Source organism: Winogradskyella sp., assembly GCF_003712105.1.
In the GTDB taxonomy this organism is placed as follows: domain Bacteria; phylum Bacteroidota; class Bacteroidia; order Flavobacteriales; family Flavobacteriaceae; genus Winogradskyella.
The window spans coordinates 1-21,410 of sequence record NZ_RHLG01000008.1 but is presented as its reverse complement, the minus strand read 5'-3'; the positions used below and the strand labels follow the sequence as shown (position 1 = coordinate 21,410).

General features: G+C 32.7%; 17 protein-coding genes. 8 read left to right on the top strand and 9 right to left on the bottom strand.

Annotated elements, in window-relative coordinates; genetic code table 11:
* Window positions 1-59: 59 nt before the first annotated feature.
* From ED556_RS14220 to miaA, 8 genes are all read left to right on the top strand, one after another.
* Window positions 60-1,019 (top strand): Gfo/Idh/MocA family oxidoreductase, encoded by a 960-nt coding sequence (locus ED556_RS14220; protein ID WP_296325353.1) that lies wholly within the window; start codon window positions 60-62, stop codon window positions 1,017-1,019.
* A 10-nt stretch (window positions 1,020-1,029) separates the two neighbouring features.
* Window positions 1,030-1,920, top strand: coding sequence for a 3-hydroxybutyryl-CoA dehydrogenase (locus ED556_RS14215; protein WP_296325351.1), 891 nt, complete (start codon window positions 1,030-1,032; stop codon window positions 1,918-1,920).
* 207 nt (window positions 1,921-2,127) lie between these two features.
* A complete protein-coding gene (locus ED556_RS14210) occupies window positions 2,128-3,366 on the top strand; it encodes a DUF1015 domain-containing protein (RefSeq protein ID WP_296325348.1) in 1,239 nt (412 codons plus the stop codon).
* The gene (locus tag ED556_RS14205) at window positions 3,356-4,015 is read left to right on the top strand and encodes a YggS family pyridoxal phosphate-dependent enzyme (RefSeq protein WP_296325345.1); all 660 of its coding nucleotides are present in this window, start codon (window positions 3,356-3,358) and stop codon (window positions 4,013-4,015) included. The genes ED556_RS14210 and ED556_RS14205 overlap by 11 nt, the downstream gene beginning before the upstream one ends.
* Window positions 4,016-4,060: 45 nt before the next feature.
* Window positions 4,061-5,425 carry an exonuclease domain-containing protein gene (locus tag ED556_RS14200; RefSeq protein ID WP_296325444.1) on the top strand — a complete coding sequence of 455 codons (1,365 nt, stop codon included), beginning with the start codon at window positions 4,061-4,063 and terminating at the stop codon, window positions 5,423-5,425.
* Window position 5,426: 1 nt separating this feature from the next.
* Window positions 5,427-7,373, top strand: coding sequence for a DUF3857 domain-containing protein (locus tag ED556_RS14195; protein ID WP_296325343.1), 1,947 nt, complete (start codon window positions 5,427-5,429; stop codon window positions 7,371-7,373).
* A gap of 24 nt (window positions 7,374-7,397) precedes the next feature.
* Window positions 7,398-8,282, top strand: coding sequence for an ion transporter (locus tag ED556_RS14190; RefSeq protein WP_296325340.1), 885 nt, complete (start codon window positions 7,398-7,400; stop codon window positions 8,280-8,282).
* Window positions 8,236-9,195, top strand: a complete 960-nt coding sequence (gene miaA, locus ED556_RS14185; RefSeq protein ID WP_296325338.1) for a tRNA (adenosine(37)-N6)-dimethylallyltransferase MiaA — start codon at window positions 8,236-8,238, stop codon at window positions 9,193-9,195. Before ED556_RS14190 ends, miaA begins: the two co-directional genes overlap by 47 nt.
* A 46-nt stretch (window positions 9,196-9,241) precedes the next feature.
* Here the strand turns inward: miaA and ED556_RS14180 are convergent, their stop codons facing one another.
* The 9 genes from ED556_RS14180 to ED556_RS14140 form a co-directional block, all read right to left on the bottom strand.
* Complete coding sequence (locus ED556_RS14180; RefSeq protein WP_296325335.1) at window positions 9,242-9,946, bottom strand: response regulator transcription factor; 705 nt, start codon at window positions 9,944-9,946, stop codon at window positions 9,242-9,244.
* A gap of 3 nt (window positions 9,947-9,949) precedes the next feature.
* Window positions 9,950-11,524, bottom strand: coding sequence for a HAMP domain-containing sensor histidine kinase (locus ED556_RS14175; protein WP_296325332.1), 1,575 nt, complete (start codon window positions 11,522-11,524; stop codon window positions 9,950-9,952).
* Between the two features lie 79 nt (window positions 11,525-11,603).
* Window positions 11,604-12,206 carry a dephospho-CoA kinase gene (coaE, locus tag ED556_RS14170; protein ID WP_296325330.1) on the bottom strand — a complete coding sequence of 201 codons (603 nt, stop codon included), beginning with the start codon at window positions 12,204-12,206 and terminating at the stop codon, window positions 11,604-11,606.
* A complete protein-coding gene (locus tag ED556_RS14165) occupies window positions 12,206-13,168 on the bottom strand; it encodes a hypothetical protein (RefSeq protein WP_296325327.1) in 963 nt (320 codons plus the stop codon). Before ED556_RS14165 ends, coaE begins: the two co-directional genes overlap by 1 nt.
* On the bottom strand, window positions 13,165-14,169 hold the full coding sequence (locus ED556_RS14160; protein ID WP_296325324.1) for a glycosyltransferase: 1,005 nt from the start codon (window positions 14,167-14,169) through the stop codon (window positions 13,165-13,167). The genes ED556_RS14165 and ED556_RS14160 overlap by 4 nt, the downstream gene beginning before the upstream one ends.
* Window positions 14,170-14,238: 69 nt before the next feature.
* Window positions 14,239-15,972, bottom strand: coding sequence for an FG-GAP-like repeat-containing protein (locus ED556_RS14155; protein ID WP_296325321.1), 1,734 nt, complete (start codon window positions 15,970-15,972; stop codon window positions 14,239-14,241).
* Between the two features lie 94 nt (window positions 15,973-16,066).
* Window positions 16,067-18,448 carry a T9SS type A sorting domain-containing protein gene (locus tag ED556_RS14150; protein ID WP_296325318.1) on the bottom strand — a complete coding sequence of 794 codons (2,382 nt, stop codon included), beginning with the start codon at window positions 18,446-18,448 and terminating at the stop codon, window positions 16,067-16,069.
* 166 nt (window positions 18,449-18,614) lie between these two features.
* Window positions 18,615-20,354 (bottom strand): FG-GAP-like repeat-containing protein, encoded by a 1,740-nt coding sequence (locus ED556_RS14145; protein WP_296325315.1) that lies wholly within the window; start codon window positions 20,352-20,354, stop codon window positions 18,615-18,617.
* A 105-nt stretch (window positions 20,355-20,459) separates the two neighbouring features.
* Window positions 20,460-21,278, bottom strand: coding sequence for an SDR family oxidoreductase (locus ED556_RS14140; protein ID WP_296325314.1), 819 nt, complete (start codon window positions 21,276-21,278; stop codon window positions 20,460-20,462).
* Window positions 21,279-21,410 lie beyond the last annotated feature (132 nt).

Below are 21,410 nucleotides of genomic sequence, written 5' to 3'. Positions count from 1 at the left end.
TATAGGGTTTTTTAATATGTTTCAGCGAAAACGCCTATTTTTGTTTAAAACTGAAAAACATGCTTAAAGCTGGTGTTCTTGGTGCAGGTCACCTTGGGAAAATTCATCTAAGATTACTTAATCAATCACATAAATACAATCTTGTTGGCTTTTATGATGCCGACCCTGAAAATGCTCAGAAAGTTGTTGACGAATTCGGATATAATTACTTCGATTCTATTGATGATTTAATTAATGCCGTTGATGTGGTGGATATAGTAACTCCAACCTTATCTCACTACGATTGTGCAAAAAAGGCCATTTCTAAAGGCAAACATATTTTTATTGAAAAACCCATAACAAATACTGTTGAAGAAGCTGAAACATTGCGAACATTGGTGGCAGAACATGGTGTTAAGGGTCAAGTTGGGCATGTAGAACGTTTTAATCCTGCTTTTACTTCTGTTAAAGACCAGATAGTTAACCCAATGTTCATCGAAACGCATCGCCTAGCAGAATTTAATCCAAGAGGTACTGATGTTCCAGTAGTTTTGGATTTAATGATTCATGATATAGACATTATATTAAGTGTAGTAAATTCTCCTGTAAAACATGTATCGGCAAGCGGTGTATCAGTAATTAGTGAAACTCCCGATATCGCTAATGCACGTATAGAATTTAAAAATGGTTGTGTTGCCAATTTAACCGCAAGCCGTATTTCATTAAAAAATATGCGCAAAACACGTTTTTTTCAAAAAGATGCCTATATATCAGTTGACTTTTTAGAAAAGAAATGTGAAGTAGTAAAAATGAAAGATGCACCAGAAAAACCGGGAGATTTTGATATGATTCTTCAGAATGCAGAAGGTGTAAAAAAGCAAATCTATTTCGATAATCCTGATGTGGCAAACAACAATGCCATTTTAGACGAGTTAGAAACCTTTGCGAATGCTATTGAAACTAATACAAAACCAATTGTAACACTTCATGATGGCACTGAAGCACTACGAGTCGCTTCTATGATTATTAATCAATTTTAAAAACATATAAATGAAAAATATTGCAGTGATCGGTGCAGGGACCATGGGTAATGGTATTGCACATACTTTTGCTCAATCAGGGTTCAATGTTCAACTTATAGATATCAGTGAGGCCGCACTTCAAAAAGGTTTAGATACAATATCTAGAAATCTAGACCGAATGGTTGCTAAGGAGAAAATTACTGAAGCTCAAAAAAATGAGACCTTAGGCAATATTATAACATATACTGACGTAGCTTCTGGTGTAGCTAATGCCGATCTGGTTGTTGAAGCAGCAACAGAAAATGTAGATTTAAAACTAAAAATCTTTAAGCAACTAGATGACGTTTGTACTGCAGATACTATCCTTGCTACAAATACCTCTTCAATATCAATTACTCAAATTGCAGCAGCCACTTCTAGGCCAGAACTCGTAATAGGTATGCACTTTATGAATCCTGTTCCAATAATGAAATTGGTAGAAATCATAAGAGGCTATAGTACAAGTGATGACGTCACTAAAACAATAATGGAATTATCTGAAACTTTAGGAAAAGTGCCTGTTGAGGTTAATGATTACCCAGGTTTTGTAGCAAATCGTATCTTAATGCCTATGATCAATGAATCAATTGAAACACTCTACAACGGAGTTGCCGGTGTGCAAGAAATCGATACCGTTATGAAATTAGGTATGGCACATCCTATGGGACCATTGCAATTGGCAGATTTTATAGGTTTGGATGTTTGCTTGTCTATTTTAAATGTCATGTACAATGGATTTAAAAACCCCAAATATGCACCATGCCCATTACTAGTAAATATGGTTACTGCAGGTAAATTAGGAGTTAAATCTGGTGAAGGTTTCTATGATTATTCTGAAAGTAGAAAAGCAGAGAAAGTTTCGAAGCAGTTTGCAAAGTGAAACTGATTCATAATTCTTATCTCTACAAACACAAAAAATGGAAGAATTGCCATATCATAAACGTTTAGAAGTTCTTTTATTAATAAAACAAGGCAAAGTACCAACAGCTGTTTCAATTGTGCATCATGAATTAGGATGTGGACTACTTAAAGCTAAAAGAATAGTGGATGACTTCAAAAAATAGCGCATCAAATAACTTAAACTATTATGGCTAAGATAATTCCTTTTAAAGCTGTGCGCCCAACTAGAGCTATTGTAGGCTTGGTTGCAGCTCGTCCTTATCAGAGTTATACTATACAGGAACGTGAATCTCGTATGGACTACAACCCATATAGTTTTTTGCATATCGTCAACCCAGGATACAAATATGACCAAGAAGTAAAAGGAAAAGAACGCTATAAATTAGTCAGAAACAGGTACGAAGAATTTAAAGAAGATGGCGTCTTTGTGCAAGACGAAACACCTTCACTTTATGTATATAAAATTGTTAACAGACATGGACAAGAGTTTAATGGTATTATAGCCGCATCTAGTGCCGAGGATTATGAAAAAGATGTTATAAAAAAACATGAAGATACCATTGCCTCAAGAGAACAAACCTTTAAAACCTATTTACAAACTGTTGGCTTTAATGCAGAACCAGTACTTCTCACTTATCCAGACAATAAATTAATTTCAGATATTATAAAGGAAACTCAAAAGGCTCATGCTGAGTTTGAGTTTACTATGACCTATAGAGACACGCATTATTTGTGGAAAATTGAAAACTCTGATGTTATTAAAAACTTAGTCGAAGAATTTGATAAAATAGACACCATCTATATTGCTGATGGGCATCACAGATCTTCTTCTTCATATTTATTATATAAAGATGAAAAAGAAAAAAATCCAAAGCATAATGGAGAGGAATCTTATAATTTTTTTATGACCTATTTAATTCCGGAATCAGACTTAGTAATTCAGGAGTTTAGTAGATTAGTAAAAGATTTAAATGGTTTAAGTAAAGAGGAATTTCTAATTAAATTAGATGAAACCTTTAGAATACAGAATAGAGGAATTGTACCATATAGTCCGTCAAAACCACACCATTTTAGCATGTATTTAGATGGTGAATTTTATTCGCTTTACTTACGTAAAACCACCTATAAGTTTAAAACAGCTTTGGAGAAGTTAGACGCACAATTATTGTACAAGACAATTTTACAGCCAATACTTGGTATTAACGACTTGCGTAAAAATAATCGAATTGAATATGTACATGGTAGGCATGAAATGCTTACTATAAAAAATAGTGTTGATAGTGGTGATTTTAAAGTAGGTTTTGGCATGTGCCCAGCAACTGTTGTACAAATGAAACAGATTGCCGACGAAGGATTGACCATGCCTCCAAAAAGCACTTATATTTTACCAAAACTCAGAAGCGCAATTACAATTTATGAGTATTAAGCAAAACTTACATAATATAAAATCTAGTTTACCTGAAAATGTTAAACTTGTTGCTGTATCCAAAACGAAACCAGTTGAGGACTTAATGGAAGCATACAATGCAGGTCAGCGCATTTTTGGAGAAAACAAAATCCAAGAAATGGCTAATAAATATGAGCAAATGCCAAAAGATATTCAGTGGCATATGATTGGCCATGTTCAGCGCAACAAAGTAAAATATATGGCTAGTTTTGTGGACTTAGTTCACGGTGTTGATAGTTTTAAACTACTAAAAGAAATTGATAAACAAGCTACTCATTCTCAAAGACAAATAAAATGTCTCCTTCAAATCAAAATTGCAGAAGAGGACAGTAAATTTGGTATGACGCCAGAAGACGCGTCTTCTCTTCTCAGCTCAAATGAATTTTCAGAACTAGAACATATTAAAATAGTTGGCTTAATGGGAATGGCTACATTTACAAATAATATGATTCAAGTTGAAAATGAATTCAATGTCCTCAAATCTACGTTTGAAGAACTAAAAACTCAACATCAAGAACTTGAAATTATTTCAATGGGAATGAGTGGTGATTATGAGTTAGCCATTAAATGCGGTAGTAATATGATTAGAGTTGGAAGCAGCATTTTTGGCGCGAGAAATTATAACTAGATTTTGTATTTTTAACCTCATTGATTCAATAATAATTTAGGAGAGATATACGCAATAGTCGACATAGAAACAACTGGTGGAAAGTATAATGAAGAAGGCATAACTGAAATTGCAATTTATCAATATGACGGTTATAAAATTACCGACCAGTTTATTTCTTTAGTCAATCCTGAACGTGAAATTCAGCCATTTGTAGTTAATCTTACAGGAATAAATTCTAACATGCTTCGTAATGCTCCTAAATTTTACGAAGTTGCAAAACGTATTGTTGAGATTACTGAAGACTGCATTTTTGTAGCTCATAATTCTTCTTTTGATTACCGTATTTTAAAAACAGAATTCAACAGACTTGGTTTTCCTTTTAAGCGTAAAACCCTTTGCACTGTTGAGCTTTCAAAACAGCTCATACCAGACATGCAATCATATAGTTTAGGTAAACTTACAAGAGCATTAGGTATTCCAGTTAGTGATAGGCATAGAGCTGATGGTGATGCAAAAGCTACTGTAAAGCTGTTTAAATTACTCTTAGACAAGGATATTAAGAAGAAAATTATAAAGCAATCTGTAAAGACCGAACAACGATCAAAAATTGCTTCAAACTTAAAATCTATTATCGAGGAGTTGCCTCAAGAAACAGGTGTCTATTATATTCATAACGAACAGGGAGAAATCATATACATTGGTAAGAGCAACAATATAAAAAAGAGGATTACCCAACATTTTACTGGTAGCAATTCTAAATCAAAAAAAATTCGAACTTTAGTGGCTTCTGTATCTTACGAACGTACTGGCAGTGAATTGGTTGCGCTATTAAAAGAGAGTGAAGAAATTAAAAAGAATAAACCTATTTTAAATAGGGCGTTAAGACGAACCATTTTTACTCATGCTTTATACCAGTTTATAGATAAACACGGTTATATAAATCTACAGATAGATAAAGCAAATCGAAAAGAAGAGCCAATCACCACATTTACCAATCGACAAAGCGCTAAAAGTTTTATGTTCAATATTGCAGATACGTATGAACTATGCCAAAAACTCATAGGATTATATAAAACCAACTCAAGTTGCTTTAAATATGAAGTAAAAGAATGTAACGGTGCTTGTATACAAGAAGAATCTGTCGAAGCGTATAACAAAAAAATACAAGCGCTTATACAGACGTACAGTTATGAAAATAAAAACATGCTAATTATTGACCGAGGACGTTTTATTGATGAGAGAAGTGTTGTGGTTATTGAAAATGGAAGGTTTAAAGGCTTAGGCTTTTTTGATTTAAATCATCAAATTAATAACCCTGAAGTTTTACTGTCATTAATTACACCTATGACAAATAATAAAGACAACCAGCATATTATTCAAAGTTATGTGCGCAGAAATAATAAACGACTTAAAATTATAAAGTTTTAAAATGAAAAGAAGTCTTTTGGTATTTATTACACTCATTTCTTTAACCTCTTTTTCTCAAGACTATGAAATTGGTATGAATGTCGTTAAAAACGACTTACTTAATACTTCTTATGCTGCTGATTCAAGCGCTGAAGCAGTAATTATTTATGATTATGGTAATGCCTATTTTAACAAAAACAATTGGAAACTAAACGTTGAGTTTAAACGTAAAATTAAAATACTATCTAAAGAAGGATTAAACTATGGACAGCTAGAAATTCCTTTGTTTATTGGTGCTAATTCTAGAGAGAATATTAAAGATATAAACGTTAGAATATATAATTTAGATGGTGGTGAAGTCAAAGTTTCTACAATGGAAAAAGACGCTGTCTATCGTGAAAAAAACGAGAACTGGGAAATTGTAAGATTGGTTTTTCCTAACGTTAAAGTTGGTAGTATAATCACTTACAGCTATACAAAAACCACAAGCTTTGTGAGTAAATTTCAACAATGGTATTTTCAACACAATATACCAACCTTGTACAGCGAATTTAATGCCAGTATCCCCGGTAATTATGAATATCATATTAAATTGGTTGGTGGATTGCCGCTCAAGGAAAATACAAGCAATATAGAATATAACTGTTTGGTAGCTGGAAGAGGTGCCAATGCCAATTGTGCTGTCTATAAATACATTATGACCGATATTCCGGCTTACAGAGAGGAAAAATTTACCACCACAAGGGAAAACTACATTGCCAAAATTGAGTACGAGCTTAGTGTTGTAAAACAATTTACTGGACAAGTAAAAAAAATAACCAAATCGTGGAGCGACGTAGACGATGAATTAAAATCTGACAAAGATTTTGGTAGATTAATAAATAGAAAAAATCTTGTAAAACACCTACTTCCTGCTGTTATAACTTCTATAACTGATGACAAAGAAAAAGCTAAAGCTATCTACCAATATGTTTTAAATAATTATAAATGGAATAAGAAATCTGGGATTTATGATTCATCAATAAAACGATTATTAGAAAACAAAAGTGGCAACGCAGTTGAAATTAACCTATTACTTCAAAATATATTGCATAGTGAAGGATTTGAAGCTTATCCTATGTTAATTTCTACAAGGCAAAACGGATTAGCCACAAAAGTTTATCCGGTTTTAACTGATTTCAATTATGTTATAGTAAAACTAATAATCGGTGAAGACACTATTTTAATTGATGCAACTACGCCATACTTAAGTTTTGGAGAATTACCAATTAGATGCTTAAATCAATACGGAAGAGTTTTTGATGTCAACTATGGAAGTTATTGGGAGAGTACGATTCCAAAGAACTATTCATCAACTCAAATTGGCGTAAAATATAAACTCAATGAAAACAATCAATTAACGGGCACATTAAATCGAGGAATAACAGGATACAGTGCCCATAATTACAAAAAATTGTTTAACGAAAATACGACCGCCTATAAAGAAGCGCTAAAAAACGAATTTAACAATAGTTTAGTTTCTAGTCATAAGGTCTTGTCTAAATCAATTCAAGACAAACGGTTCGTTGAACAGATAGAATTGATTCATGATGAAGAATTTGTTGGTGATAAAATTTATTTCAATCCTTTTGTTTATAGGTTTTTTAATGAAAATCCTTTCAAACTGGAGTTAAGAACATATCCAATAGATTTTGGGTATAAGCAAGCATATTTGTACTCTATGGAAGTTGATTTAGGCGATAAACTTAAAGTCATGGAAATCCCAGGAGATAGTAACTTTGCATTACCAAATAAAGCTGGCTTAGTATCTGTTTCATTTCAAAATACAGGAAGTAAATTAACCGTTTTTTTAAGAATAAAGTTTGATAAAGCAATTTATGATGCTGGATATTACGATGCTTTAAAATCATTTATGAGCAAAATAATAGAACTACAAAATAACAGTATTATAGTGTTGCAAAAAACATAATTTAAACTTTTGTACATTTAAATAGTGGAAAAAACTAATAAACATACATGGCGAAGTAAACTTCATGAAATAATATATGAAGCAGATACTCCAACCGGGAAAGTGTTTGATGTCGTTCTGTTAATTCTAATTATATTAAGTATAATTTTAGTAATGCTTGAGAGTGTCTGCCTAAATGGTTGCTCTCCAGAAAGTTTTGGTGTAAACCCTGATTCATATCTATCAGATGCTATAAGATTACTAACTAAAGACTTTTTTTATTTTTCTGAATGGGTTGTAACCATACTATTTTCCATAGAATACATTGCCAGGATAATAACAGTAAAAAAACCAACTAAATATATTTTTAGTTTTTATGGCATTATAGATTTTTTATCTACCATTCCAATGTACTTATCTTTTATTGTAGTTGGTTCTCAATCGCTTGTAGCGCTAAGAGCTTTGAGACTTATGAGAGTCTTTAGAATACTTAAGCTAACACGTTACATTGGTGCATCAACAAATTTTGCAAGAGCACTTAAAGCAAGTCGTGCAAAGATTGCTGTTTTCCTTTCTTTTGTTGTAATTCTCTGTATTATACTAGGTACAGTTATGTATCTTGTTGAAAGTGAAGAAAGTGGTTTTACAAGTATACCAAGAAGTGTATATTGGGCAATAGTGACGTTAACAACAGTTGGCTATGGTGATATTGCTCCGATAACTCCATTGGGGCAATTTATAGCTTCAATAATTATGATTATGGGTTATGGAATAATAGCTGTGCCTACAGGAATTGTTTCTTCTGAGATGACCAAGGTTAACAAACACGAAGTACAGACCAACACACAATCTTGTTCTAATTGTTTGGCAGCAAATCATCGTGATGATGCCAAATATTGCCATAATTGTGGAAACACCTTATATGACTAATAAGTATCTTATTTCTGTTGTTGGTACCACTGCCATTGGTAAAACTTCTCTGAGTATTCTATTAGCTCAACATTTTTCAACTGAAATAATTTCAGCCGATTCTAGGCAGTTTTTTAAAGAGATGTGCATTGGTACAGCTGTACCTTCAACTGATGAATTAAACGCTGTAAAACATCATTTTATTCAGCATAAATCAATCCATGAAAATTATAGTGTTGGTCATTTTGAAAAAGACGCTATTACCACATTAGAAAAATTGTTTAAAACAAACGATGTGGTGCTTATGGTTGGAGGTTCAGCTTTATACTCTAATGCTGTTATCAATGGCCTTGACGACTTACCTGAAATAGATGAATCTATAAGAAAGGATTTGAACAAAGCACTGAATGATAAGGGTCTTTTTTACTTGCAAGAAAAACTAAAAACATTAGACCCAGAAAGTTTCAAAACTATTGCAATCGATAATCCACAAAGAGTTATTAGAGCACTCGAAATTTGTATTGGCACAGGAAAACCATATTCAAGTTTTTTAACAAATATCAGAGCAAAGCGTAACTTTAAAGTCCTTCAAATTGGCCTTGAAGCTGATAGAGAGATCATTTATAATCGAATAAATCTCAGAGTTGATGAAATGATAGAAGCAGGTCTATTAGATGAGGCCAAAGAACTTCTACCCTACAAGCAACTTAACGCATTAAATACAGTGGGTTATAAAGAGCTCTTCAATTATTTTGAAGGTGAATGGGATTTGAAGTTTGCCATATCAGAAATAAAAAAAAATACGCGACGTTTTGCAAAACGTCAATTAACATGGTACAGAAAGGACCATACTATTAATTGGTTTAATTATCAATTTAACATTACAAAAATTATAGATTTTATAGAAAATGAAATAAAAAAACCAGCCGGTTGAGCTGGTTTAATTAACACTATAAAATTAATTATATTAAGTTAGTTAATTAGGTATTAATAACTAATCTGAATCCTTCACCATGAATGTTAAGTATTTCAACATTAGGATCTAACTTAAGATACTTTCTCAGTTTAGCGATGTAAACATCCATACTTCGAGATGTGAAATAATTATCATCTCTCCAAATTTTTGTCAATGCTAATTCTCTAGGCATTAAGTCATTTTCATGTAAAGCCAACAATCTTAATAGCTCATTTTCCTTTGGAGACAATTTTTCTGGATCTCCGCCATCAAAAGACAAGAAACGTAATTTTGAGTTAAGGTGAAATCTACCTATTACGAATTCAAATTGTTTGCTATCTGCAACACTATCAGTAGCTTTACGCTGCATGATAGCTTTTATTTTCATTAATAATACCTCACTATCAAAAGGTTTATTTAAGTAATCATCAGCACCTACTTTATAACCTTTAAGCACATCTTCTTTCATGGCCTTAGCAGTTAAGAATACGATTGGTACATCTGTATTCTTTTCGCGGATTTCTTTTGCTAATGTAAACCCATCTTTATAAGGCATCATTACATCAAGGATACATAAATCGTAATCGTCTTTTTTAAATTTTTCAAAGCCTTCCATACCATTTTTAGCATGAACAACATCAAAATCATTCATAATTAAATAATCCTTAAGTACTGTTCCAAAATTTGGATCGTCCTCAACTAAAAGAATTTTTTTATTTTGTTCTTCCATATTTTATGATATTAATGGAAGCCTTATTATAAAGGTGCTTCCTTTTCCTTTTTCACTTTCTACTGATATATGACCTTGATGGTCATCAATTATTTTCTTTACATAGGCCAAACCTAATCCATGACCTTTTACATTATGTACATTTCCGGTGTGCTCTCTGTAAAATTTTTCAAACACACGCTTTTGTACTTGTTTGGACATGCCGCTTCCTTGATCCGATATTCTTAGCAAAATATTATTACCAATATTTTCAGTAAACACATCAATCTTTGGTTGCCCATTAGAATATTTTATTGCATTATCATAAATATTAACAATCACATTAGTAAAATGCGTTTCATTCGCTAATACTGATGACTTTGCAGCATTAAGATGCAGTTTTATATATCCTTTTCTATCATCTACAATTAGTTGAATATGAGTTACAGCATCTTGAATTAAGTCGTGTAATTTAAGTCGTTCCTTACTTATATTAAGTTCATTTTTTTCTAACTTAGATATTCTTAATACATTTTCCACTTGAGCATGCATGCGCTTGTTCTCGTCCTTTATCATTCCAAGATAACGAAGCACTTTCTCATTATCATTAATAATTTTAGGGTTTTTAATAGAGTCTAAGGCTAAATTTATAGTGGCAATTGGTGTTTTAAACTCATGGGTCATATTATTGATAAAGTCTGTCTTTATCTGAGATATTTGCCTTTGTTTTATAAGTTGATATATAGCACTTGAGTAAGCAATAACTATTACAGTTGTAAATAATATAGACAAGAAAATCATCCATAATATTGTAGAAATTAGAAATTTATTTCTCTTAGGAAAATCAACCCAAAGGTTAAATGAGCTTTCATTATTTTTATCTAAAAAAATAGGCACACCATATGAGTTTGAAGTTTTATCAAAATCATCTGTCCTTATGGTTGTTGATAAATCGTTATCATAAATGGCGAATTCAAAATCTATATCTACACCTTGATTATCAAGATTTTTGTTTAAGAAAGCATGTATTAGCTCATTATTTACTCGTTTAGAAATTGGAGGGTTATACTGTTTTACCATATCCTTAAAAGAATCTCTATACAAGAAATTTCTGGCATCATCATTCAAATCATTGTACTCACGGATTTCTGATACCTTCTCCAATCCACCATTGTCGAGTGTTGATTTTCTATATACTTCTGTAATACTTTCATTAGTGTATTTACTAAAGTCCGTACTATCTGCATCGATTTCAAAGAACAACGATGGAATTTTAAAGCGTTCCTCTAATATTGTATTGCGGTGTATAATGGTTTGGTTGTTATCTTCATCATCAAAAGCGACTAAAAGTCTTTGAATAGCGGTTGAATCTGGTTCGTTATTTTGAGATAAATACGGTTTTATTTTATCTACGTAATTTCGAAACTCGTAATCATCTATTTGTCTAGATACATAACTCAACGCTGTCTTTACGTTTAAAGAAAACTGCTGACGCTCATTTTCTAAACTTCTATTGATAAAGAACGACTGAACGAAAATTATACCTATGAGCGATAAACTCATTAGTACCACCAACAATACGAATAGCTTTTTGTTCATCGGTTCAAATTTAACATTTTAACATTTAGCCTAAATTGTGTTTAACCTTACATTAACACAAATGTTAAAATTTATGGACTTAAATAATTGAAAGGAGCTTTTGATGTATAAGTCTCGACTGTGATTTGGCCTCTTCTAAATCATCATTATATATTACAAAATCTGATTGCTCAATTTTATTTTCGTCTGGAAGTTGGTTATTAATAATAGCCTTTATTGATCGTAAATCGGTTGTATCTCTTTTAAGAACTCTCTTAATACGCTCTTGTTCATCAGCAACCACAGTAATTATATAATCGTATTGATTCTGTAGATTGTTTTCAAAAATTATAGCAACTTCTTTAAGAATATAAGGTGAAGTTTGTTTTTTAAGCCATCGATTAAAGTGAGCCCCAACTTTAGGATGAACTATAGCATTCATTTTTTCAAGAAGTGACCTATCGTTAAATATCTTTTTGCGCAAAAAAGCTCTATTTAGTTTGTTATCAAAATATGCTTTTTCGCCAAACAACGTCTTAAGCTTTCGTCTAATGACTTTTGATCTGTTCATTAATTCCTTTGCTTCAATATCGGCATAATATACAGCTACACCATAACTCTCAAAAAACTTACAAATAGTCGATTTACCGCTGCCAATTCCTCCGGTTATTCCAACAATTATGTTCTTATCTATAGCCTCCATTAATTCGATATAATATATTCAATTCTTTTCTGAATAATATTCGCATTTTTAACTAGTGGTGACATACTCCTTAATTCAATATCAATGTATTGGTTGGAACTATTTTGCAGATCGTTGAAATCGCATACCGCTGTAAAATCTTTAGCTACAACCTTTTCAAAATTCTCTAAATCTACATAATATAGAACATCGACCGATTTAGGAAAATAATTAATCTTTCGATTAGCAGGTAAATTAACAAGTTTTATTGGGATACTAACTTTGCCTTCTGTAAACCGCTTAATATTAGCAGATAACTTGACCCTATTGGGAATAATTTCAAAATTTGGACTACTCAATAAATCAACGTTATGATCTATGTCATTATTGATATCTAATAACTCAATGGGTGCTGTAGCTATTTGTTTTATCGTATCAATCATTTGCCTGGAACCGATGATTTTTACCGAGTCTTGAGATAACTTCAATTGGCCATACACATCAAAACCAGATTCGAAAGTCAAATTACTATTTAATGCAATGGGCACCATTTTAGAGTCTAAAACATCATACTTAAACCATATTGTATCTGGGTTAACAGATAATACTTCAACAGTACTGCCTAAAGTTTCAACGAGCTTATATCTATTATTAATAATATCCCAATAGAAAGAATTGTCTTTCTTAGACACATCAGTTCTTCCATCGATCTCAATATAACTAGAGCTTTTAAATAAATACTTTATGAGGTCAAATCCTTTAGCCCTTAAGGTGATATTAGCAGTAATTAATGAATCATTTAAAATAATTATTTCATCATCAAGATTTGTAATTTTCACCTTTAAGTTTACGTCTTGTGTGTAAGATTCCGAAAACTTGCTTATAAATAAAAATAAGAACGCTGCAATTAAAAAAAAGCTAAATAACTTTATGTTTCCTTTTTTAAAAACATCAGAGAGCCTATTAATTAATACATGTTTCATTTAAAGAATAAATTAGGAAATAGTTTCTCCGGAGCCGTATTAGATAGAATTAATTGAACTGTTGTTTTTAAAAACCCATAACCATATCCAAAAAACTGAACTAATATTGCCAGAACAGATTGTAATGAAACTATTACATTCTTAGTACTTACAAAAGATAATATAAATACTAATAGAAAATATATACCATAAATTGATATGAAGTAAAAATTGTTTAAAAATGTAAGACATATAGCAAGTATAAGTCCGACAGTGAACATACTAGGTAGCCAGTATGTAATCTTCGAGGAGTCTGGGTGCCATTTGGTAAGTATTGGTCTTACTTGACCAAACTTATTTACCTGTTTATAAAACTTCGTCCATGATATACGTCTTTTATGATAGACAAATGCTTTAGGTATTAGTGTTGTTTTATATCCTAACTTTTGAAGTCTTAATACTAAATCAGGATCTTCTCCAGGGTGAATTTTACCAAATCCCAAAGTTGCTTTGAACGCTTCTTTAGACAAGCCCATATTAAAACTTCTAGGTTGAAATTTGTTTATTTTTTCGCTCCCACCTCTAATGCCTCCTGTAGTCAAGAAGGAGGTCATTGTAAAGTTTATGGCCTTTTGGAGATTTGTAAACGACTCGTGTGCCGCATCAGGACCTCCGAAACAATGGTAAAAAGATGATTTTAAATACTCATTAACTTCAATAAGGTAATTCTCTGGAAGAATGACATCAGAGTCTAAAATAATGTAGTAGTTACCTTTGGCCTTTTGCATACCATAATTGCGTGAATCACCTGGTCCAGAATTGGTTTTATAATAGTATGATATATGTAACCGATTTATATAATTTGATACCACATCTTTTGAAGAATTAGTCGAACCATCTTCTATTATTACAATTTCATAATCCAAATCGCCTAAAAGATAACAGAAACTACTTAATAGTTCATCAATTTCTTGAGGTCTGTTATAAACAGGTACGATAAACGAATATTGCAATGGTTTCATGCTTACAAATGTAACTATTGTTAATAAAAAAGCCACTTAATTTAAGCGGCTTTAAAATGTCTTATTTATTTAATTTTTTATTAGTCTGCTCGTGACCTCTCGTTCATTATATGCTGTTTTGATAAAATAAATTCCAGATTCTAAACCAGAAATATCAATATCAAAAGTGCTAGAATTAGGATTCAATTGTAGTATTTGCTGTCCTAAAGTATTGTAAATAATAATACTATCTAACTGCTGCTGTGCATTTACAAACAACCTATTATTAGCTGGATTCGGGTAGATAGCTAATGTATTGTTATCGCTATAGTTAGCCGTAGACAACGTGCTGCCTTCTGTAATATTTATTTTTTGATTAACGCTAACATTATTAAGTATATCTACCACACCACTCAACCAAGTAACCTTAACGTAATCAACAATTGTCGCAGCACCAACGCCAAAGTATTCAGTAAAGGAGTTTTGAGAAATATAACTTTCTCCGTTTATCAAATATCGATATTGCTTTTCGCCATTGATCGATATTTCTATCCTTGAACCAATTCCATCTTTATTACTAGTGGTACCATTTAAAGATACTGAAAGATAATTGTTGGTTGTATTGGTTTTATTCATCCAAAGGTTTGGCAAATTATTCGCGTCATTGACAACAAGGATATCTACCATACCGTTGTTGTCTGCATCTCCAATGGCAGTCCCATAACTACTTAAATCGTTATTTAAAAAACCAATATTGGTAGGTTGACTAAATCCGGAAGTCTGATTTTCATAAAAGCCATAAGAATCTGGGTCTGTTTCTGAGACGTACAAACAACTTACATATAAGTCCAAATCAGCATCATTTTCGGCATCTAAAAAATTTGCTCCCCAACACCAACCTTGGAGATCTGTCGAAGATGATGATGAGACATCACTAAAACTAGTTCCATTAACATTTTGTAATAATACATTGCCAGCTACTCTGTTGGGATACTGAATGTCCGTATTTGTAATATATATGTCTAGAAAACCATCAGAGTTATAGTCGTCAATAGTTACAGACATTGCATCAATTGTTATTCCTGCTCCTGTTGACGCACTTACATCAGTAAAAGTTCCATCTCCATCATTTTTATATAATCTATTGGCCGTTACCTTATCATTAATTAAATATATATCTTGAAATCCATCATTATTAAAATCAAAAAAAGAAGCGCCAAAAGTTAGTCTTGAATCTGATGAAATCCCTGCTGATGAACTTATATTACTAAATGTACCATCACAATTATTTTGAAATAAAAAATTTGGAAATAATGTATTTGTTGTTCTGTTAGAAAAAAATAGATCTAGACATCCATCATTATTAATATCTCCCCAAGTTACACTAAATGTAAATACATTATCTGTAAACAATCCTGAAGAAATAGTGACATCTGAAAAAGTACCATCGGATGCTTGATTAAAGAGTTTATTACCATCACTATCGCTAACTACAAACAAATCTCTATCTCCATCATTATCATAGTCTACCCATGAAACGGATCGCGTAGGATATAGTATTGCAGGTGTTAACAACTGTTGTTCCACAAAAATACCACCGAAGTTTTTATAAAATTTAAGTCCTTCATTATTTCGAGTTGGCACAGTGATATCATCTAAACCATCGTTATCAAAATCTGCAAAACTTATTCCTAAACCATTTCCATCACAATTTGTAGTTGCATCAATTCCTCTTGTTAATGCTTCATCTTCAAATAAAGTTTGGCCTTTTACTAACAAGGTAAAACTTATAAAAAAGCATATAAGTAATTGTCTATACCACATAAAATCAACCTAAAATTAGTTCTCGTATTTAAAATGCAATTTAAAAAAAAAAAGCCACCCAATAAAGGTGGCTTTATATATAATAGCTTGTAATTTATTGTTTTATAACACGTACGGTTTTTGTAGAACCTTCAATAGATACTCTTACAAAATAGGTACCTGTTAATAAACTAGACATATCTACTTCAGTGCTAACAGAATTAGGAGATAATCTCATAACTTCTTGACCTAGCATATTAAACATAGAGATATTATCAATATTCTGCTGTGCATTAAGACTTAATGTATTCTTAACTGGGTTTGGATAGTATGTAAAGTCTGCTACATTATCAAAACCATCTGTACTAAATGAACTTTCGGCTACCTGCACAGTAAATGCGCCCGGCGCTCTAGTCACATCTATATCACTAATTCTTAAGTAGTACGTTGTGCCTGACGTCACTGCTATTGCACCTGTTTCGTTACAACTTCCAGCAACCAAGGTACCACCACAATCACTATAAAGCTCAAATTGGAATCCAGAAGTAACTTGAATAAATACTTCTTCTCCTATTGGGCCATCAAACGTGTACCATACATCACTAATTGTACCTGTAAAACACGCACCAGCAACCATCGAATCTGTAGCACCTGTATTATCTCCATTAACTGGAGTACCATCTACAGCAATTGCTTCTGCATCTGCACATTCGTCATTAGGAACAGATGATGTTACATTTATTTCGATTATACCTGTATCGTCAGTATCGTCCGATGTTGGATTAAAAGGCTGACCAAAAGTAACGTTAAATGTACCAGCAGCCGCATAATAAGTTCCAGCTGGTAAGTTTGTTACTGTCAAAGAACTTAAAAGCCCACCGCCAAAATCATCATTACTTCCTATAAGATTACCATCAGAATCATACAACCCTATTTCAGAGTCACCAACAGTAGAAGTTAAAGTATCAATCGTTAAATCGCAACCACCTGCAAAATTAATTTGTACCCAAGTAATCTCAGGGATAACGTAAGGTTGAGATGCAGAACCTGTTTGCCCGCAACCAGTTATATCTATTACTGCAATTGTAGCCGGTGGTGGTACTGGAGCCGTTGTAAAACTCCATTCAGGACATGGCCCAACTGCTGGTGTTATACCATTTAGTGGAATAACTTGCCAGTAATAAGTATCATTACCTGCAATATTTATAATATCAATGGTTGTTGCTGCACTTCCTAAAGTACCCAATGATGTTAGCATACCTGATTCAGTACCAAGAAAAAACTCATAATCTGTAGGAGGTGGTCCAGATGATGGTGCCGTCCAAGAGAATGTCACTGTTCCTGTTGAAGCATCAACCATTGTCGCTCCATTTGCCGGAACCACCGGAGTTTCAGCACAATCAGGTGCTGGCGGTAATGTATATTCTTCAATGCAAATATCTGTAGTACCACTTGTAGCAGCATCTTTCCAGACTGCTAATTTAAACGTCGTATTAGGACTTAATAATATAATTGCTGAGTTTCCGGTAAAAGTACCGCAAGCAATTTCTGTACCATTACAGTCGTCCAATACCACATATTCTACAAGAGCATCCGTAGAGCTTATGGTCACACCATCAGCACTAGATGAAGTGAACTCAAACCATGCACCATTATTACCTGTAGTACCGTCACATGAATAAGGACCTACATCGACGGAGCTCGCAAAATCAACAGTGTTTGGAGTTGCCATTGTACAGTCCGTTTCAACAGTTGCAGCAATTGGATTAAAACAAGACTGACCGATTGGTGGCAATGCTTCAGTTGTAAATGTTTGTTCAACACATCCAGTAGCGCTTCCGTTGGCATTTTTAGGTACGATAGTTACAAAATATGTTGTTCCGAAAGTTAAAGTTCCTAGATTAATAGTAGTCACATTACCTACATCAGCAGTTGGAAAAACATCTCCTGCACCTGAAGATAGACCTACGGTTAAATCATAAGAACTAGGTCCACCAGTTGCTTGAGACCAAGATATATCACCGCCTACAGAAACATCAGTAGTTTCATCTAAAACTGAATCGCAGTTTGGTGGTGTGAGAGCCACAAAAGTGGACTCAACATCTATTTCAATAGTAACTACATCTGAAAACGTATCCAAATCGTTTGAAGTGATAGTTAAAGATGTAAATCCAGTAATATCTGTTCCGTCTAATTCTCCTGCACATCCTGTTATTGTTACACCATTACTAGCACCACCAGTAATAGATAATGTGAAGTCATACCAATTTGACGTTCCATTGGTCGCACAGTTAAGGTTTGTTAGATTTCCAGCGGAATTTGTTAACGTCAAGGCCGTAGGTACAGCTGGATCAGCACAATTAATTTCAGCAGCGGTAATGGTCAAGACCGTAGGGTCATCATCATTACCAGTAGCAGAAAAGGTTTGATTACATGTCGATTGAGCGACAGAAAAAAAACTTGAAATTAAAAATAATAGTAAAGTAATTTTTTTCATATACATTAATTAAAGTTAGTAGTAATGCTAAAAATATGTTAATTACTTCTTAATTTAAGGTTGACCGGATTAATATTCGATAATTAACAATTTTTTACGATAAGTGGTTCTAAGAAAAGAAATTAAAAGTCTTCTGCAGACAATTAAGTTAAAATAAAGTATGGTTCTAAAATATTGCGATTTTCCTAATAATTAAATTGTGGTTTTTAAAGTGTAATTTTATTAGGTAAATTCCTTGTGATAAAAAACTTGAATCTATCTGGAAATCATTAGCGTTTACATTATGTGTACTGATTTTTTTCCCAGTAATATTCAATATATCGATTGTTTCTATGTAGGAATTTGAAGATAGCTTAACAGCTTGTGATAATTGATCTAAATATATATTTAATTCCGGATTATCATCGAATACGTTATTTAAAGAAAGTGTATTGCCTTCAACAATTTTTAGCCTTGTATTAACTGCAACATTATAAACTATATCCTCAATTCCGCTTAGCCACTTTACTTTAACATAATCAATTGTTGTTGCCTCACCAACTCCAAAAAATTCTTTAAATGAATTTTGAGATAAATAGCTCTCTCCATTAGTGATATATCTATATTGTTTGTTACCGTTTATCGATATTTCAATGACCGACCCCAGAGCATCTTTATTACTTATAGTTCCTTCTAAGTCTACTTCAAGAAAATTATTAGAGGAAGTAGTTTTATTAATCCACAAGTTAGGATTAGAATCAAAATTATTTATAACTGCAATATCAACTTTACCATCATTGTTTGCATCTCCTGTTGCAGAACCATAACTTCTATAATCATTATTAGCAAATCCGATATTATTTGGTTGACTAAAAATACCTGAGGAATTATTTTCATAAAAGGCGTATGAAGGATAGCCGTCTGCACTAATATAGGACGCACTTACATACAAATCTAAATCAGAATCATTATCTGCATCCAAAAAGTTAGCACCCCATGACCAACTATTTAATTGGGTACCAGACTCTAATGACACATCTTCAAATTTATTTCCATTCAAATTTTTTAACAAAATACTTCCTAATGTGGGAGTGCCTGCGTCATTGGGAGTATTGGTAATGTAGATATCAAAATATCCATCGGAATTAAAATCATCAATAGTTACAGACATTGCATCTACAATGATATCTGTATTTGTAAATTCACTAACATCGGAAAATGTACCATCTCCATTATTTTTGTATAAGAAGTTTGGATAATGTTTATCATTAGATACATGCAAATCTTGCCAACCATCATTATTATAGTCAAAAAAAGAAGCACAAAGTGTCAAGGCTGCCGTATTTAAAAGACCGGCTGCTTCTGTATATTCAGAAAAAGTACCATCACAATTATTCTTAAAGAGATAATTTATTATTGGAGTATCTACAATTCTATTCGATAGGTATAAATCTGGGCAACCATCATTGTTTATGTCTCCCCACGAAATCCCATAAGTGAAGACATTATCTTCAAAAAGTCCAGCGGCAATTGTTACATTGGTAAAACTACCATCATTATTTTGCTGATATAGTCTATTGCCGTTAGTGTCACTAGCAATAAACAAATCTTTATCGCCATCATTATCATAATCAATCCATGAGACTGCTCTTACGGGATACGTAATTTCAGGAGTTATTAGATTCTGTTGTACAAAAAAGCCATCATAATTTTTGTAAAATCGTAATGGAATGTCATTACCTGAAGGTAGGGTAATATCGTCCCAACCATCATTGTCATAGTCAACAAAAGTTATCCCATTACCGTTGCCAATACTTCCTGTATGTAGACTCATACCTCTAACTGCTGCTTCATCTTCAAACAGAATTTGTGCATTAGCTAGGAGACTAAGCAATACGAATATAATTGTAAATGTAGTTTTGCACATAGACAACATACAAATTTCTTCTTTGGGATTAAATATATATAATTCTATAAATACAAAAAAGCCATTGCTATGAACAATGGCCTATAATCGTTAAAACGTAATTTTCTAATCATTTTCGACAAATGCATCCATCACGGCATCACTTACACCCATATTACTAAATCCACCATCATTGTATAAGTTTTGCAATGTAACACGTTTTGTTAAATCACTGAATAAAGTCACCGTGTAATTTGCACAATCTAGGGCTGTAGCATTACCTAGTGGTGACATTTTCTCAGCATAAGATATAAAACCATCAAACCCTTTTACGCCTTGACCCGCTGTGGTTGGTGTTGGTGATTGAGAAATGGTATTTACGCGTACTTTTTTATCACGACCAAAGAAGTAACCAAAACTGCGCGCAATACTTTCTAAGTAGGCTTTATTATCTGCCATATCATTATAATCTGGGAATACACGCTGCGCCGCCATATATGTTAATGCCACTATACTTCCCCATTCGTTCATTGCATCTTTTTTGTATAGCGTTTGCATAACCTTATGAAATGACATTGCAGATACGTCGGTACCTTTTTGAGTCCAATCGTACTTTTGATCTGTATATGCTCTACCCTTTCGTACATTAACTGACATCCCAATAGAATGCAATACAAAGTCAATTTTACCTCCTAAGATTTCCATAGACTTGTCAATCAAATTCTCTAAATCTTCAATTGATGTGGCATCAGCAGGGATAATCTGTGAGCCAGTTTTTTCGGCTAATTCATTAATTTGACCCATACGCATTGCAATAGGTGCATTAGTAAGCACAAATTCACCGCCTTCTTCATGCACGCGCTCAGCTGTTTTCCATGCAATAGAATTTGCATCTAAAGCTCCAAAAATGATTCCTTTTTTCCCTTTTAATAAGTTATGTGACATAGTTAGTTATTGTTAGGTTTTTGTCTCTAATTTTAGTTTTCAAATATAGTATTAATTAAGTAACTGCTTTGCATGTGCAATAGCAGAATCTGTAATATTTTTACCGCTTAACATTTGAGCCAATTCGACAAT

What these genes read in the sequence shown, in the direction of transcription:
- ED556_RS14220 (WP_296325353.1), top strand. Translation starts at nt 60, where the DNA reads ATGCTTAAAGCTGGTGTTCTTGGTGCAGGTCACCTTGGGAAAATTCAT.
- ED556_RS14215 (WP_296325351.1), top strand. Translation starts at nt 1,030, where the DNA reads ATGAAAAATATTGCAGTGATCGGTGCAGGGACCATGGGTAATGGTATT.
- ED556_RS14210 (WP_296325348.1), top strand. Translation starts at nt 2,128, where the DNA reads ATGGCTAAGATAATTCCTTTTAAAGCTGTGCGCCCAACTAGAGCTATT.
- ED556_RS14205 (WP_296325345.1), top strand. Translation starts at nt 3,356, where the DNA reads ATGAGTATTAAGCAAAACTTACATAATATAAAATCTAGTTTACCTGAA.
- ED556_RS14195 (WP_296325343.1), top strand. Translation starts at nt 5,427, where the DNA reads ATGAAAAGAAGTCTTTTGGTATTTATTACACTCATTTCTTTAACCTCT.
- miaA (WP_296325338.1), top strand. Translation starts at nt 8,236, where the DNA reads ATGATGCCAAATATTGCCATAATTGTGGAAACACCTTATATGACTAAT.
- ED556_RS14180 (WP_296325335.1), bottom strand. Translation starts at nt 9,946, where the DNA reads ATGGAAGAACAAAATAAAAAAATTCTTTTAGTTGAGGACGATCCAAAT.
- ED556_RS14175 (WP_296325332.1), bottom strand. Translation starts at nt 11,524, where the DNA reads ATGAACAAAAAGCTATTCGTATTGTTGGTGGTACTAATGAGTTTATCG.
- coaE (WP_296325330.1), bottom strand. Translation starts at nt 12,206, where the DNA reads ATGGAGGCTATAGATAAGAACATAATTGTTGGAATAACCGGAGGAATT.
- ED556_RS14165 (WP_296325327.1), bottom strand. Translation starts at nt 13,168, where the DNA reads ATGAAACATGTATTAATTAATAGGCTCTCTGATGTTTTTAAAAAAGGA.
- ED556_RS14160 (WP_296325324.1), bottom strand. Translation starts at nt 14,169, where the DNA reads ATGAAACCATTGCAATATTCGTTTATCGTACCTGTTTATAACAGACCT.
- ED556_RS14155 (WP_296325321.1), bottom strand. Translation starts at nt 15,972, where the DNA reads ATGTGGTATAGACAATTACTTATATGCTTTTTTATAAGTTTTACCTTG.
- ED556_RS14150 (WP_296325318.1), bottom strand. Translation starts at nt 18,448, where the DNA reads ATGAAAAAAATTACTTTACTATTATTTTTAATTTCAAGTTTTTTTTCT.
- ED556_RS14145 (WP_296325315.1), bottom strand. Translation starts at nt 20,354, where the DNA reads ATGTGCAAAACTACATTTACAATTATATTCGTATTGCTTAGTCTCCTA.
- ED556_RS14140 (WP_296325314.1), bottom strand. Translation starts at nt 21,278, where the DNA reads ATGTCACATAACTTATTAAAAGGGAAAAAAGGAATCATTTTTGGAGCT.